Origin of the sequence: Paraburkholderia sp. Ac-20340 (assembly GCF_017104965.1) — a bacterium.
Taxonomy (GTDB): domain Bacteria; phylum Pseudomonadota; class Gammaproteobacteria; order Burkholderiales; family Burkholderiaceae; genus Paraburkholderia.
Window position 1 is genome coordinate 1 of sequence record NZ_JAAGPR010000063.1, and the last position, 15,676, is coordinate 15,676.

The following is a 15,676-nucleotide window of genomic DNA, read 5'->3' on the forward strand; positions in this document are numbered from 1 at the left end:
TTCATGGTGTCTCTCGGGTTCCACGGCATGGCCGGCTCCAGACGATTCACTTGTCCGAAGTGTTACCCATGTCCCCGCACACCTGTTACCTATGTCTCCAGTCCATACACCGCTGCAAAGAAAAGTAAGTGCCGCCCCGCACAGGGGCGACGCTAATAGACCGACACGAAAACAAGGCAATGTGCCACCCACGCCAGAACGAGAAAAGCTAAAGGCTAAAAGGCCTTTAAGCCTCCACATCCTCAAGACTAAAAATCTCCGACTGATCGTTATACGAAAAAATCTCACCATAACGACCCCAATCGATCACCGTATCAAGCGTCTGCTCCGCGGCGACATCGGAAAGAAAGTCCTCAAGCTCCTGCTCAAACCGCACACGCGGCGCGCGATGCCCGGGCCGCTCATTGAGCACCTTCTTGATCCGCGCAGCCAGCGGCACATTCCTCAGCAGATGATCCGCAAACATGAGCTTGCGCGCCTGCGTCCCCATCTCCGCAAAAACACGCGCCGGCGGCGTCAGCAACAAATCGCCATCGCGCACATCCGCAAACCCAAGCTGCTGCAACATTTCGGCGACCGGAAACAGGTCGTCCACTTCCAGATGCAGCGAGCGCGCAATTTCCGGCATATCCGCACGACCGTGATACGGCGCCGCCGCCAGCGTTTCAATCAGACCGGCCATCAGGTTAGTCGACACATCCGGCAAACGGCTGCCCACTTCCAGACGCCGCGACGACGTCTCCGCCGCATCGCGCGCGGTCATCTTCGCGTAGATCTCGTCCACCAGCTTGCGGAACGCCGGGTCCAGACGATTACGCGGATGCTTGAACGGCACCTTGATCTCGGCAACCACGCGCCCAGGATTGGACGACAGCACCAGAATGCGGTCGCACATGAACACCGCTTCTTCGATGTTGTGCGTGACGATCAGCATCGACTTGATCGGCATGCGGCCTTGCGTCCACAGATCGAGCAGGTCGGTACGCAGCGTTTCGGCCGTCAAAACGTCGAGCGCCGAGAACGGTTCGTCCATCAGCATCAGCATCGGATCGACCACCAGCGCGCGCGCGAAACCCACGCGCTGACGCATGCCGCCCGAAAGCTCGCGCGGGTAAGCGTTCTCGAAGCCGTCGAGGCCGATCAGGTCGATCGCCGCCAGCGCGCGTTCGCGGCGCTCGCGTGCGGGCACGCCCTGCGCTTCCAGACCCGCTTCCACGTTCTGCAGCACGGTCAGCCACGGGAACAGCGCGAAGGTCTGGAACACCATCGACACGCCTTCGGCCGGGCCTTCGAGCGGTTTGCCACGCCAGTTCACTTCGCCGGAGCTCGCTTCGATCAGGCCCGAGATGATGCGCAGCAGCGTCGATTTGCCCGAGCCCGAACGGCCCAGCAGCCCGACGATTTCGCCTTCGCGCAGCGAGAGATTGACGTCGTCGAGCACGAGACGTTCGTCGTCTTTCTTCGCGAAGCCGCGCGACATGTGCTTGACCGAGAGCACTTCTTCGCCGAGCGTCGGGCGCACCGGCAGCAGGTCGGACGAGACGGTTTTGGGATTCAGCATGATGATCTACTCCATCTCAATCGAGGCGCAGCCGGGCCTCGGCGTAGGTGTACAGCGGACGCCAGAGCACGCGGTTAAAGAGCGTGACGAACAGGGACATCATCGCGATGCCCACAATGATTTTCGGGAAGTCGCCGGCAGCGGTCATCTGCGCGATATACGCGCCCAGGCCGTGCGCCTGGAGCTTCGTATCGCCCCACTGCACGAATTCGGAGACGATGCTCGCGTTCCATGCGCCGCCCGAAGCGGTGATCGCGCCAGTGACGTAGTACGGGAAAATGCCCGGCAGCATCGCCTGACGCCACCATTGCCAGCCGCGAATATGGAAATTCTTCGCCGCTTCCTTGTAGTCGTTCGGGTAGGCGCTCGCGCCCGCGATCACGTTGAACAGGATGTACCACTGCGTCCCGAGCACGATCAGCGGCGAGAGCCAGATGTCCGGGTTCAGGTGGAAGCGCACGATCACGATCACGAACACCGGGAACAGCAGGTTCGCCGGGAACGCCGCGAGGAACTGCGCGAGCGGCTGGAATTTTTCCGCGAGCGCCGGACGCAGGCCGATCAGCACGCCCAGCGGCACCCAGATCACCGAGGCAATCGCAATCAGCAGCACCACGCGCAGCAGCGTGATCAGACCCAGCACGAACACATGGCCGACTTCGTCGAGCGTCACGCCCGTGCGCACATACGAGAACACGCGCCAGACCACGAACGCCGTCAGCGCAATCACGCAGACACCCCAGACGATATCGCCCACGCGCGAGCGCTTGCTGCGCGTCGTGCTGATCGCAGGCATCGCCTTCGGCAGTTGCACGCGGATCGGAATGCGCGCCAGCGTGGCGAGCAGGAAGCCCATCGGCACCAGCAGGCGGTGGATCAGGCGCGTGCGGCGAATCAGGTCGAGCAGCCAGGACTCGGGCGCATCGCCGGAACTCGTGTTTTCCATGCGGAATTTGTCGGCCCACGCGACCAGCGGTCGGAACAGGAACTGGTCGTACGCCAGAATCACGACCGTCATCGCCAGAATCACCCAGCCGATGGCGTGCATGTTCTTTTCGGTAATCGCCTGTGCCAGATACGCGCCGATGCCCGGCAGCGTGATCGTGTTGTTGCCCACCGTGATCGCTTCGGAAGCCACCACGAAGAACCAGCCGCCCGACATCGACATCATCATGTTCCAGATGAGGCCGGGCATCGAAAACGGCACTTCGAGTTTCCAGAAGCGTTGCCAGCCGGTCAGATGGAAACCCTTCGACACTTCGTCCAGATCGCGCGGCACCGTGCGCAGCGACTGGTAAAAGCTGAACGTCATGTTCCACGCCTGGCTGGTGAAGATCGCGAAGATCGCCGCGAGTTCGGCGCCCAGCACGCGCGACGGAAACAGCGCGAGGAAGAACGTCACCGTAAAAGAGATATAGCCCAGCACCGGCACCGACTGAAGAATGTCGAGGATCGGCACCAGCACCTGACCCGCGCGGCGGCTCTTGGCCGCCAGCGTGCCGTACACCAGCGTGAAGATCAGCGAGGCGACCATCGCCGCCAGCATGCGCAGCGTCGTGCGCATCGCGTATTCAGGCAGATTGGCCGGATCGAGCGAAATCGGCTGCGTCTTGAGCACGGCGATCGGCGCCATGGTTTCGTGGAATCCCACAGCCGCCATCGCAATCAGGCAGATGATGAGCGGAAACGCGACGAAGTCCCAGCGATTGGGCAGCACGCGCCACGCCGAAGCGTTGGCCGTGCGGTTCAGGTTGAATCTGAACTCCATTAGCGGCCTCCCTGGGCAAAAACGTGCGCGACGCCGCAGGCGCGCGATGCGCGGCAGATCGTTCGCAGTGAGCGGTTGTACTGATTCATGTTTTGAAGCACCAGCGTTCTGGATGATGCGCAGTCCGCGCGCCTTGTCGGGATCGCCTTATCGGCAGCCCGGATGACGCCTGAGGCGCGGGACCGTTCTCGTCTGATTCTTGAAAGCCCGTCAGCCCCGCTCGCCACGGAACATACGCTCGCGCAGATCACGCCAGCGCGCGGCGAGTTTCGATGAACGGCAGGGCGGCGTGGCCGGCGCGCGCTGGCGGGCGCAGATCACATCGGGATGCAGGGTGTGCTGCGTTTGCGGCAGCTGCGGCAGAAGAAGGCCGAAGTTCATGCTGAATCTCCTCACGTCACGCCACGCGGCGGACGCCTTGGCGAGGAAAGTCAGCAGACCCGGCTGCGCGCGATGGGTCGATTCGGCGCGCAACGACGGCTTACGTCTGCCAGCTTTCCTCAGGGAATATCGAAAGGAAGCGGCATAACGGATAACTGTCACTGTCGGACATCGGAACTCCTTATCGTCACGGCGGCGTGCGAGGCAAGCCTAATGGCCAGTCCCCGCGCGACGCGAGTGGCGGTCCGCGCATCGGCTTCGTCGGGCGGGCGCGATGTTACGCGCGGGCCGGAATCGAAGGCATGAACGGACCGTGCCGGGAGCGCGAACGCTCACGGCGCGATATCGCTCCTGCGCGGCGCAAAGTGCGGCGGCGCGGGATCGACGCTAAAAAGAGTGCACGAGGATTTACTGCTGGACGCGCACCATCTGCCTGGCTGGCAAGACGGCGGCTGAAAGAAAGGGAGCGCGGACGTCCTGCCGGTCAGGCAGCGAAACTATTCGAAGATCGACAACTGCTACTGTCCAAGGCGTCAGCCCCTTTTGTTAAGACGGGCGAATTTTAGTCACGCACACTGCCTGAAGTCAACACGATTCGCGCCGCGCGTCAAATCCCGTGCCAATGCCGCCACAACGCCGCCGGGCGGCGCATCGAGCGAATCCGGCCGGATCGTCCCAAGTGGGTGGAAAAGCATTGCAACGCCTGGGGCCGGATCATCGAAAAACACCCGGATTGTTGCGCAAACCGTGTACCTGAGAAGCTGCTTGCGTGTCTTTGCGTCTATTTACGTCGGTACGCGCCTGCTCAGGCGCGTTTGCGGCTCTGCTGGCGCGTATCGCCTGCGCGCACACGCTCAAGGCGCTCGCTGGCTTCCGTGAGCACCCACAGCGGCGCGCTCTGCAATTGCTGGTCGTACACGGCGATCACAGTCTTGATGGCGTCGAACTGCGTATCGTCGATGCTCCATTCGCCCTGTGCGCCGCCGCGCGAGAAGCACGCGAGGATCGCCGCGTCGGCGGGACCGATCTGCTCGGGCGTCAGCGTGCCGTAGCCGGCTTCGGCGGTTGCCTGGGCCAGCCAGTGCGCGTGCAGGATTGCCTGCGCGTCATGCTGGGAGCCGCCCGCGCGCAACGCGGCCAGTGCCAGATGGACCTGCAGGGCGAGTTCGTCCGCGTTTGCGCGCGGCATCGGCAGCAAGTCGCCCTTGGCCCGATGCCGGCGGGCGCGGGCGGCCTGAATATGCTGCGGGAAGGGGATTGTCTTGGCCATGTCGCACAAAGGGAATCAGTTCAGGTGCAATAACGGCACCTCACGGCCAAGGTTGAGCGCCAATGTGCTACGGCAATGTAACGATTGGTGACAGCCGGTAAGGAATTGGCCCGGCGAAGCTTGCCGGGCGGGCCTGAAAGCGCTTCTGACTGCCGATCAGCCAGTTTGGTCAGGCGCGCGGCGAGCGGCCATAAACGCCTCGACGTGACGAATTGCCGCTTCGCACTGTTCGAGTGTCAGATGATGGATCGAGGGATTCGGCAGTTCGAACCCCAGTTCCTCGGCGATCCAGCGCAGCGCCCTGCCCCGCGCCTCGAATACGTTGACCTTGTCGCGGCGCACCTTGGCGGCAACCAGCGGTTCAAGCGCATCGTGCAGGCGGCTCTTGGCCTCGCGCAGCGCGCCATTGGCAAGCCGGCCGAGCGGCACGTTGCGCGTGCTGCGCGCAGGTACGCCGATCCACGCCTCGCAGGGCGTGCAGACCCACAGTGGGCCGTGATCGTCGCGGTAGGGATAGGCTTCGTCGCCGGAGCGGGCGAGCAGCGCTTTCGCGCCGCAATAGTCGCAGAGCGGCTGCGGCAGCGCCTTGACGGGACGGCCTACGCGCATGCGCGGCTCCTTCCGGTCGAGCGTGTGAAGGTTATCGGATACATCGTGTATTGCCTGTTCGTGGTGGATATTGACTCGCGAAAGCGCGTCGATATGCAAAAGCATAGCGAAAATCGGCGCGCTTTCGGCTTGTCGGACGGGCTATGCCGTCCGGTCAGCTTGCGCCGGCGGTGGCGCGCTCCGGCTCGCGTTCGAGCGAGCGCGTGTCGCGCAACGCAGGGAACAACCGCATCCAGACCAGCGCCACGCAGATCGTCGCCACGCCGCCCACCAGCACGGCGGGCTGCGCGCCCCACCATCCGGCTGTCAGGCCCGACTCGAATTCGCCCAGTTGATTCGATGTGCCGATAAACAGCGAATTCACCGCGCTCACGCGGCCGAGCGTCTCGCTGGGCGTGCGCAACTGCACGAGCGAGCTGCGCACCACCACGCTCACCACATCCGATGCGCCGAGCACCGCCAGCGCGATCAGCGATAACACGATGTTGTGCGACAGCCCGAACGCGATGGTCGCGAAACCAAACACGATCACGCCGCCGAACATCGCGAGGCCGGGCCGGCGCCGCAGCGGGAAATGCGCGAGCCAGATCGTGCCCGACAGCGCGCCCACCGCCGAAGCCGAACGCAGCAGGCCGAGTTCGAGCGGCCCCGCGTGCAGGATGTCGCGCGCGAACACCGGCAGCAGCGCGGTCGCGCCGCCGAACAGCACGGCGAACAGATCGAGCGAGAGCGCGCCCAGAATGACCGGCTGCGAGCGGATAAAGGCGATGCCCGAAAACACCGATTCGAGCGTGACGGGCGCGCGCGACGCGGGTTTTGTCTTCAGCGGAATGGTGGCCGACAACATCGCCGCGACGGCAAACGACAGCGTGCACGCCAGATAGGCCGCGCCCGCGCCGACGCCATACAGCAGGCCGCCGAGCGCCGGCCCGAGAATCTGCGCGGTCTGCGTGGCGGACGTCGACCAGGCCGTGGCGTTGGGCAGTTGCGCGCGCGGCACGACGCCCGGCAGCAGCGACGAAATGGCCGGCGACTCGAACGCACGCGCCGCGCCCACGCAGGCCGCCAGCGCGTAGATGATCGGCGCGCTCAACCAGCCGCCGAAGGTGCCGCACGCGAAGGTCAGCGCCGCCGCGCACTCGATCGTCTGGCAGACGGCGGCGATACGGCGCCGGTCGTAGCGATCGGCAACATGCCCCACGACGAGCGTGAGCAGGAACATCGGCAGGAACTGCGCAAGGCCGACCAGCCCGAGCGCGAAGGCGCTTTTCGTGAGCGCATAGATATGCCAGCCCATCGCGACGGCCAGCATCTGGAACGACAGCGAGGCCAGCACGCGCGCGCCCCAGAAACGTTGGAAACCGCGATTGCGCACAAGACTGCCGGGCGCAGCGCCGGAGTCGGATAAGGGTGTGGTCATGAGACGGCGAGTGAAGCACGGGCACGCGCGGCAAAGCGCAGGACGTGACGTGCGGTGCGGATGAAAGCCGACAATTTTAGTGCAATGCGCGCGGCGGCACCGGAAGGCCCCGTTGCGGGCAGGTCAGCCACGGTTCGCGCATTCTGCCGTATCGCCAACCGATATATCCATTAGAATACAACGATACATGGCGCGCCTGCGGTGCGCCGCCTGAATTCCCAGTTCGTTCCCAGGTTCGCGAAAGGTGGGTGTGTGAGCAGTCGGCCCTTGATGATGAATGCCGCCGTCACGGCGATCTCGGTCGCGCCGGCGCGCGCGAGCACCCCGCCCAGCGGCCCGCCGCTGGAGCTCACGACGCTGCGGCCCGCCTCGGGCCACGAGCGCGCGGAACGCATCCGCGATGTCGTCGATGCGTTCCGGCGGCTGCGCGAGAGCGTCGCGCGCTTCAACCGCATGTTCGCGGCGCGCGCGGGCGAGCAACCGGCGCAAGCCGAAGCCAGCACCGCCCTGCAACCGCTGCTGGCCACGCTGGCGCGCCATGTCGATAACGCGGATTTCGCGCGCCATCGCGAACTCAAACGCGCGATCCGCGATGCACGCCGTCTGGACAAAACCCGCGACGCGCTGTTCTCGGACGCCTTCTGCCTCGACAGCGAAGCGATGCGCAAGACCGCAGCGGAGCTGGAAAGACTGGATACGGCGTTCGTCGGCCTGTGCGTCGAGCATGTGCTCGCGCAGCATGAGCGCGCCGCGCTGCCCGCCGGATTAAGCACCGAATCGCGTGCCGAATCGCGCGCCGGATCGCGCTATATTCCGTGATATATTGCGCTGTCGATCGATGCGCAACGTAGCCGCGCGTATCGTCGGCCCGCGCTCCTAACCGGACAGAGGACACCATGCACGCACCGCCGTTTCGCCTCGCCCGCACCTCGGGCGCCGCGACGCCGGACGAGGCGCCGCATCTGCGCGCCTTCGCTCCCGCCGCCGATTGCTGCGGCCCCTCGCAGGCCGAACTCGAACAGTTCGACCGCACGCGCCGCCGCACGCGGCTGTCCGAGCTCGACGCGCATCTGCATTGCTCGATCATCGGCACCTGTCTGTCCACCCATGAACTGCGCAAGCTCGTGCCGAAGTTCACGCCGCTCGACGGCGCGCGCGCGAGCGATCTCGACATCCACCACACCGCCGTCGAACTGGCGATCCAGGGCGGCGCGGGCGGCAAGGCGCTGCAAAAAGCGCTCGATACGCGCTATGCGGGCGCGCTGCGGCGCTTTTCCAGCGCGCGCGATGCCGAAGCCGTGCTCGCGCTCTGGAACGAAGCACGCGCCAGCGGCGACATTCCGCCCGCCTACTGGGCGCTGATGTCCCATCCCGAAACGACGATGGAAGTGCGCCAGGCCGCGTTCGGCGATCTGCATATGCTGTCGCATCTCGTAGGCGCGGCGAACCGCGCGGACCTGCGCCGCCTCGTTGTGCTCGAAGAAGACAATGCGGCGCTGCAGGCGAAGATCGACCGCCAGCAGGCGCGCCTGCACGAAATGAGCGAAGAGCGCGACGACGCACGCGCGGCGCTCGACGCCCACACCACGCGCGCGCTCGCGCAACGCGAATCGCACGATGAATCGGCGCTCCACGCCCAGATCGCGGCGCTGCGCGAAGCGCTGGCGGCCCGCGACGCGCGTCTCGCGCTCGAAACCAGCCGCCGCGAGGCCGCCGAACAACGCGCCATCGCCGATGAAAACGCTTTGCGCACGGTGCGCACGCAACTCGACGAAACCCGCGCGCTGATCGACACGCTGCGCGCGGAAGCCCACGCGCTGGAAACCGCGGCCCATCCCGACGACGATGACGACGCCGCCCGCGCCCTGCCGCGCGACGCGCTCAAGGGCCGGCGCATCGTTTATGTGGGCGGACGTCCGGGTTCGAATCACGCGCTACGGCGCTGGGTGACGGCGGCGGGCGGCGAATTGACGGTGCACGACGGCGGCATCGAAGACCGCAAGGGTTTGCTGGCGGCCGCGCTCGCGGGCGCCGATATGGCGGTGTTTCCGGTCGATTGCGTCGACCACGATTCGATGAACATGCTCAAGCGTGTCTGCGAGCGGCATCAGGTGAGCTATCACCCGCTGCGCACCGCCAGCCTCGCGAGCTTTGTCGAATTGATGTTGCGGCTGCACACCAATACCGCGCCGGTGCTGAGCGCCGTGCCGGTTTCGCGCTTCTGTCTGCGCCACGGCTAAAACGCGATCGCGCTGATGCGATCAGCCTTTGACGAGCTTCGTCAGCGCTTCGATTTCAGGCGCGCAGGCCGCGGCCGCGCGCGCCTCGATCCCGCGATAAAGGCGGATGATTTCTTCCCCCACCGGCGTGAGCGTGCTGCCGCCGCCGCTTTGTCCGCCATGTTCGGACACCGTGGCCGGCGATTCGAGCGCGCGATTCAGTTCGTCCATCAACAGCCACGCACGCCGGTACGACATGTTGAGGCTGCGCGCTGCCGCCGAAATCGAGCCATGATCGCGCACGGCTTCGAGCAGCGAGACCTTGCCGGGACCGAGCGCAATCGTGCCGTCCTGGACGACGCGCATGCGAAAACGCACGTCGGGTTCGCGACGCGTCGACGGGCTGACGGCCTCGATCTGTTCGGGCACAGGCGGATTCGTTTTCACGTTGGAAGCCGGTTTTGATGCGGTGGTTTTCGGCGCATTGACGGGCGCCGGAGTGCGGACTTTGGCAGATACGGTCATGGGCGCAAGCATACACGATGGGTTTCGCGTCCCGCACGCCCGATGCAGCGTTAGCTGCGCGGATTAGTCGTGCGATTGGTCGTGCGATGAGTGGTGCGATTGGCCGCCGGCTCCGAGGGAAAACAGAAGCCGAAATCCTCGCAGCCAGGACAGCCCGGCGCCGGTCCAGGCACATCGCCACGAGCCAGCGCCAGTTCGCGCGCGAGCAGCTTTTTCCAGCGCAGATTTTCCGTATTGCGCGCGACGACTTCGGGGAAAAAGCGCGTGAGCATCTGCGTGACGTCGTCGCGGCCGGAAAGGCCGAGATCGCGCCACAGATGATCGGGCCGCAAACACGCGTGCGCGAGGATCGTGGCGAGACAGCGGGCGTCATCGGCATCGACATTGCGTGCGGCCAGGCCGATCAGGAAATCGCGCATCGCCGCAGCGAAGGCCGCGTGCGATGCGTCTTTAAGCGTGACGGCTTTAATCGGCGATAAAACGAGCGCGCCCGCCGCGAAATGCCGTTCGGCCAACGCCGCCAGCGCAGACGCCGGCAAACCCAGCAACGCCCGCTCGCCACGCACTTCGCGCGCCGCCACCAGACGCGCGAACAACCACGCGTCGGCGGTGCAGGCTTCACGAGGCGCGCCGGTCAAGCGATCGCGGCAAGCCGCCGCGAGAGACTCGAAATCCGTTTGCGAGCCGGTCATGATCGCGCGACCTGACGCAAGACGCCTTAAGCGTCGACGCCGATGATCACGCTCGACGCCTTGAACAGCGCCGCTGCCGTCTTGCCCGCCGCGAGACCCAGACGGTCCGCGCTTTCGTTCGTGACGATGGCCGCGACCTGCGCGCCGCCCGGAGCGGTAATCACGACTTCGGCGTTGACCGCGCCCTTCGTGACCGACGCCACCGTGCCGGAAATGACGTTGCGCGTGGACACCTTGCTCGCATCGGCGTCGACCATGACGATCACCGACGATGCCTTCACCAGCGCGAACGCCGGTTTGCCCGCCGCCAGGCCGAGCGATGCGGCGCTGCCGTGCGTGATGATGGCGACGATTTCGAGCCCGCCATCGGCGCGCAGCGTGATTTCGTCGTTGACGGCGCCAGCCTTGACTGCAGCGATCTGGCCGGTGAAATGATTACGTGCGCTGGTACGCATGACTGTCTCCTCGTAAGTTCAGTCGACCAGTGTAGTCGCGGCCGTCATTCATACGCAGGTGTTATCGCGAAGATTGTGCAAGCACGTACGCACATTGTTGTATCAGGACATCGTAATATAGGCACCTTTATAACGGTACGGGGTAGAACAGATGATCCGCAAATTGATCGCATCGGTCGTGATGATGTCGGGCGTGCTGGCCGCAAGTTCGAGCGCATTCGCCGCAGATGACAACGATGTGAACGTGCTCTACGCAGGCTCGCTCGTGAACCTGATGGAAAAGAGCGTCGGCCCCGCGTTCGAAAAGGAAACGGGCCTGCATTTCAAGGGCTATGCGGCCGGTTCGAACAAGATCGCCAACGAGATCAAGGGCAAGCTGCGTCGCGGCGATGTGTTCATCAGCGCAAGCCCCAAGGTCAATGCGAACCTGATGGGCGAAGCCAACGGCAATCATGTTTCGTGGTACGTGAATTTCGCCGAATCGCCGCTGTTGATCGGCTATAGCGCGAAGAGCCGTTTCGCTGCCGACTTCAAGACGAAGAAGTGGGATCAGGTGCTGCAGGAACCGGGTATCCGCATCGGCCGCACGGACCCGAAGCTCGACCCGAAGGGCGCATTCACCGTCGAACTCATGACGAAGGCCGCGCAGGCATACAACCAGCCGGATCTGGTGCAGAAGACGCTGGGCACGCCGGACAACCCGGAACAGGTGCTGCCGGAAGAAACGCTGGTGGGCCGTCTGCAATCGGGCCAGCTCGACGCGGGCTTCTTCTACTCGACCGAAACGTCTGACCTGAAGATTCCGTCGATCCACCCGGCGCCCGAACTGAAGATCAAGGCCAACTACACGCTGACGATCCTCAACGACGCACCGAACAACGCGGGCGCCGCGCGCTTCGTGAACTTCCTGCTCTCGGCGGAAGGCCGCAAGCTGCTGGCCGAACATGGCGTCGATGTGACGAAGCCCACGGTCAACGGCAATGGTCAGGCGATCCCGCCGTCGACGCAGGCCGTGATCGACGCTGCCCAGCAATGAGCCCGATGCAGTCATGACGCAACCCGTGCAGCGCGCCGCAAGGCCGCTCTGGTGGCTGGGCGCGCTGCTCGCGGTGTATCTGTGCGCGCCCTTTCTCGCCAGCATTCCGCAGATCGGCCAGGCCGACTGGGCCAATGTCGACTGGCACGCCACGTGGTCGGCGGTCGGGGTATCGGCGGGCAGCGCGAGCGTCGCGGCGCTCGTGATTCTCGTGGGCGGCGTGCCGCTCGGTTACTGGCTCGCACGCTCTCAAGCGCGCGGCGTCGCGCTGCTGGGTTTCGTGGTGCAGTTGCCGCTCGCGCTGCCGCCGCTCACGAGCGGCATTCTGCTGCTCTTCCTGCTCGGGCCGTATAGCCCGCTCGGCCTGCTGTTCAACGGCGCGCTCACCGATTCCTTCACCGGCATCGTGCTCGCCGAAACCTTCGTGGCCGCGCCGTTTCTGATCGTCGCGGCGCGCTCGGCGTTTGCCGCCGTCGATCCCGTTTATGACGACGTCGCCGCCACGCTCGGCCATCACGCCGTCAGCCGCTTCTTCCGCGTCACCTTGCCGATCGCCTGGCCCGCCATTCGCGCGGGACTCGCGCTCGCGTGGCTGCGCGCGTTCGGCGAATTCGGCGCAACGGTGATGGTCGCGTATCACCCGTACTCACTGCCGGTCTACACCTACGTGGTGTTCGGCGGCCAGGGCCTGCCCGCGATGATGCCGCTGCTGCTGCCGACGCTCGCGATTGCGGTGGTCTGCGCGGTGCTTTCGGTGTATTCGCGTGGCGCACGCGCCACGCTGGCGGTGAGCGTCGATAACGGCGACGAACTCACCGCCATCACGCCTGCCGCCACGGCCCACGATCTCGCCGACCTGCGGCTCGCGTTCCGGGCGAAGCGGCATCTGGGCGCGTTCACGCTCGACGTTGCCTGGCAGCCGCAGACGCGGCGGCTCGCGATCATCGGGCCTTCGGGTTCGGGCAAGTCGCTCGCGCTGCGCATCATCGCCGGGCTGGAGGCGAACGACGCCGCCTTGAGCGCGGGCACGGTGACGCTCGGCGCGACCGATCTCGGCGTGCTGCCGCCGGAGCGCCGCCAGATCGGCTATATGCCGCAGGACTACGGCCTCTTTCCGCACATGACGGTGGCGCAGCAACTGGCCTTTCCCGTCGATGCCGATGCCGCCAGCGCGCGCTACTGGCTCGCGCATCTGGGCCTCGACACGCTTACCGAACGCCTGCCGCGCCAGCTCTCCTTCGGCCAGCGCCAGCGCGTCGCGCTCGCGCGCGCGCTGACGCGGCACAGCCCGCTGCTGCTGTTCGACGAGCCGTTCGCGGCGCTGGACACGCCGCGCCGTCGCAAGCTGCAGCAGTCGCTGCGCGCGCTTCAGCGCGAAATCGCCGCGGTGACGGTGATCGTCACCCATGATCCCGACGAAGCCGCCCTGCTCGCCGACGAAGTGCTCGTGATCGAGCATGGGCGCACGCTGCAGGTCGGCCCGATCGCCGAAGTCTTCGCGCGGCCCGCTTCGCTGCGGGTCGCCGATCTGCTCGGCCTGCATAACATCGGCGAAGGTGTCGTGCGCGGCGCGGGCGAGATCGAGACGGCGGGCGGTTTGCGGCTGCCTTGCAGCACGGGCACGCTCGCGGACGGCTCGCGCGTGATGTGGCGAGTCGCGCCGCGCGCGCTGCGCGCTGCGCCCGATGGCCGTTGGGCTGGCCGCATCGCCGGGACGTCGCTGCGCCATGGTGACCGTTATGTGACGATCGACCTGGCAGGCGAACTGTTCGACATTCCCGCCGACGATCTGCCGTTCCCCGACGACAGCGCGCTCACGCTGCGCTTCGAGATCGACGCAGGCGGCGTGACGGCGTGGCCGTCGCAAGACTCCTGAAAACACTCACCTTTAGCCGCAAGGCGGCAGTACTCGCGTGCTGCCGCCTTGAGAAAGAACGCTTGTTTTAAGGTGTTTTTCTCACGTGGGGCGATTCGATCCGCGCCACAGCGGGCTTTCGCGCCTCCATCCCGGATAAGCTCACCTTAGCCGCCTCGCACGTCTTTGCGTGCGTGAACCGGAAAAAATATTCGCACCGTTTAACCTGGGAGTACCAGGAAATTTCTCCAGAAAATCGCCTCGAATAAAGCGTTTTTTCGTCGATGTCGCCTGGTTGCGCTAACGAGTGCGGTGAATCTCGAACGTTCCGGGTTCCTCACCACAGGACAATTTCCCGTCACCTCCCGAAAAGCCTCACCTGACGCATGGCCCGTCACCGCCTGGCGTCGCTCAGCAATCGCCTGGCGTGACCTGGGAGTCCCAGGAAATTTTCGGCCTGTGTTTACGGGAAAAACGTGCGATTTCTTGCGTGGGCGGTTTGTTTTCCGTGAGCGTTCTACCGGCTCAAATCTTCACCTCACGCTTCGCAGAGCCGATCAAATCCGCCTCCCGAATACCCTCACCGTTGAGTCATTAGCGTTCAAATCACGAAGCGGCTATCGGCATCCAGCACCTTCGGCAAGGGCACGAGATCGGCGCGCGCGAAACGCACCAGCGAGAACGCCCGCACGCCCACCGGGCTGGCGGGAATATGGGCGAGCGGAAAGACGATCGACGCGCCGCCATCGGCCTGAGCGGGTTCGATCACCACGTTCATCGCGTTGAGCGTCACCGCGCGCATCTCTACGTTCGCATGTTGCGCCGGATGGCCGAGCACGTCGCAGATCACCGCCAGTTCGTGCTCGATCGCGTCCGTCTTAAGGCCAAGCGACGCCAGCGCGCGTTCGTTCGCCGCGATTTCCGCTTCGAGTTGCACGAGTTCCCCGGCAAGTCCCACGCCGCCAGCGAGCGCGCGTTCGCCCACCATCCGCTGCGTGCCGGCGCCCTGACGCGTGAGCAACTGGCGGCGCGTGCGCAGCAGCGCCCGTTCCTCTTCGAGCGCGCCACGGCGCGATTCGTCCGCGGCGATGTGCGCAAGGCCTTCGAGCGCAATCTGCTCGACCACGCGCTGCACGATCTGCGCACGCAGATCGGCTTCGGATTCGCCGCACACGCGCACCTGATGGTCGTCGAAACTCAGCGTAGTCTGGGCGACGTCGGTGTGCACCAGATCGCCGTGCTGCGCGGCGCCGAAGCCGCGCCGCTCGTTCATCGCCATGCCAAGTACCGCCCAGGTTTCGCGCGCGAGCGGATGGCTGTCGAACCATGCGTGCAGTTCGACGGAGCGGCTCAGTACGTGGGAGATTTCGTCGGGTGCGGCAAAGAAAGCGTGGATATAGGGATCGGCCAGCCAGTTCGCGGCGCTGGCCTCGCGCGCGGGCGGCAGGCGCTCGACCAGTTCGCCGATATACGCCTGCGATTTCGCGAGCGCAGGCACGAGTCGTTCGCGATAGGCGCGCGCGAGCTTGAGCGACGGGCTGAGCACCGTCAGCCTTTCGACGAGCGCGCGCGTCTGCGCATTGTCCTGGCCTGACGTGGCGCGATTGCGCGGCCATAAATGGTCGAAAAAGCGGTCGAATAACCCCATTTCGTGCGACTCCGTAGCGCGGCGCCGGCGGCATCGGCCGGCACGATTCGCGAATCACTATACCGGCTCTCAATATTGCGCCGATGACAAAAGGGCTTTCGAACGCTCCTGAAAATACTCACCGTTTGATTTTCCGCCAGCCACTTTTATTTAAAAAATCTGCGAAGCGACTTGCAGTCATTTGAAAACAGGCGATTTTTAGCGCCAGGCCGGTCGATTTTTGCTCCCGCAAAGGCT

Annotated in this window: 14 protein-coding genes; 4 read left to right on the forward strand and 10 right to left on the reverse strand. The window is 65.1% G+C overall.

Going from position 1 to position 15,676, the window contains the following annotated elements; genetic code table 11:
* Positions 1–226 precede the first annotated feature (226 nt).
* From G3N59_RS36375 to G3N59_RS36400, 6 genes are all read right to left on the reverse strand, one after another.
* Positions 227–1,561 (reverse strand): nitrate/sulfonate/bicarbonate ABC transporter ATP-binding protein, encoded by a 1,335-nt coding sequence (locus tag G3N59_RS36375; RefSeq protein ID WP_205987837.1) that lies wholly within the window; start codon positions 1,559–1,561, stop codon positions 227–229.
* 16 nt (positions 1,562–1,577) lie between these two features.
* A complete protein-coding gene (locus G3N59_RS36380; protein WP_205987838.1) occupies positions 1,578–3,329 on the reverse strand; it encodes an ABC transporter permease subunit in 1,752 nt (583 codons plus the stop codon).
* Between the two features lie 210 nt (positions 3,330–3,539).
* Positions 3,540–3,710: a hypothetical protein gene (locus G3N59_RS36385; RefSeq protein WP_205987839.1), complete on the reverse strand. Its 171-nt coding sequence runs from the start codon at positions 3,708–3,710 to the stop codon at positions 3,540–3,542.
* Between the two features lie 805 nt (positions 3,711–4,515).
* A complete protein-coding gene (locus tag G3N59_RS36390; protein ID WP_205987840.1) occupies positions 4,516–4,980 on the reverse strand; it encodes a hypothetical protein in 465 nt (154 codons plus the stop codon).
* A 156-nt stretch (positions 4,981–5,136) separates the two neighbouring features.
* On the reverse strand, positions 5,137–5,589 hold the full coding sequence (locus G3N59_RS36395; protein WP_205987841.1) for a zinc-finger-containing protein: 453 nt from the start codon (positions 5,587–5,589) through the stop codon (positions 5,137–5,139).
* A gap of 154 nt (positions 5,590–5,743) precedes the next feature.
* Positions 5,744–7,009, reverse strand: coding sequence for an MFS transporter (locus G3N59_RS36400; protein WP_205987842.1), 1,266 nt, complete (start codon positions 7,007–7,009; stop codon positions 5,744–5,746).
* A gap of 252 nt (positions 7,010–7,261) precedes the next feature.
* Here G3N59_RS36400 and G3N59_RS36405 point away from each other — a divergent pair, with 252 nt between their 5' ends.
* Together G3N59_RS36405 and G3N59_RS36410 are read left to right on the forward strand one after the other, a co-directional pair.
* Entirely contained in the window at positions 7,262–7,828 is a 567-nt protein-coding gene (locus G3N59_RS36405; protein WP_205987843.1) for a hypothetical protein, read from the forward strand.
* A 77-nt stretch (positions 7,829–7,905) separates the two neighbouring features.
* On the forward strand, positions 7,906–9,249 hold the full coding sequence (locus tag G3N59_RS36410; protein WP_205987844.1) for a DUF2325 domain-containing protein: 1,344 nt from the start codon (positions 7,906–7,908) through the stop codon (positions 9,247–9,249).
* A gap of 21 nt (positions 9,250–9,270) precedes the next feature.
* Here the strand turns inward: G3N59_RS36410 and G3N59_RS36415 are convergent, their stop codons facing one another.
* The 3 genes from G3N59_RS36415 to G3N59_RS36425 all read right to left on the reverse strand — a co-directional run bounded on the left by G3N59_RS36415 (position 9,271) and on the right by G3N59_RS36425 (position 10,900).
* Entirely contained in the window at positions 9,271–9,594 is a 324-nt protein-coding gene (locus G3N59_RS36415; protein ID WP_205987862.1) for a LysR family transcriptional regulator, read from the reverse strand.
* A 209-nt stretch (positions 9,595–9,803) separates the two neighbouring features.
* On the reverse strand, positions 9,804–10,445 hold the full coding sequence (locus G3N59_RS36420) for a nitrogen fixation protein NifQ (RefSeq protein ID WP_205987845.1): 642 nt from the start codon (positions 10,443–10,445) through the stop codon (positions 9,804–9,806).
* Positions 10,446–10,471: 26 nt separating this feature from the next.
* Positions 10,472–10,900 (reverse strand): TOBE domain-containing protein, encoded by a 429-nt coding sequence (locus G3N59_RS36425; RefSeq protein ID WP_205987846.1) that lies wholly within the window; start codon positions 10,898–10,900, stop codon positions 10,472–10,474.
* Positions 10,901–11,051: 151 nt separating this feature from the next.
* Between G3N59_RS36425 and G3N59_RS36430 the strand changes: the two genes are divergently transcribed.
* Together G3N59_RS36430 and G3N59_RS36435 are read left to right on the forward strand one after the other, a co-directional pair.
* A complete protein-coding gene (locus G3N59_RS36430; RefSeq protein WP_205987847.1) occupies positions 11,052–11,936 on the forward strand; it encodes an extracellular solute-binding protein in 885 nt (294 codons plus the stop codon).
* 13 nt (positions 11,937–11,949) lie between these two features.
* Positions 11,950–13,812, forward strand: coding sequence for an ATP-binding cassette domain-containing protein (locus G3N59_RS36435; protein WP_205987848.1), 1,863 nt, complete (start codon positions 11,950–11,952; stop codon positions 13,810–13,812).
* Between the two features lie 580 nt (positions 13,813–14,392).
* On the opposite strand, the gene G3N59_RS36440 is transcribed toward G3N59_RS36435, so the two are convergent.
* On the reverse strand, positions 14,393–15,439 hold the full coding sequence (locus G3N59_RS36440) for a hypothetical protein (protein WP_205987849.1): 1,047 nt from the start codon (positions 15,437–15,439) through the stop codon (positions 14,393–14,395).
* Between the last annotated feature and the right edge of the window lie 237 nt (positions 15,440–15,676).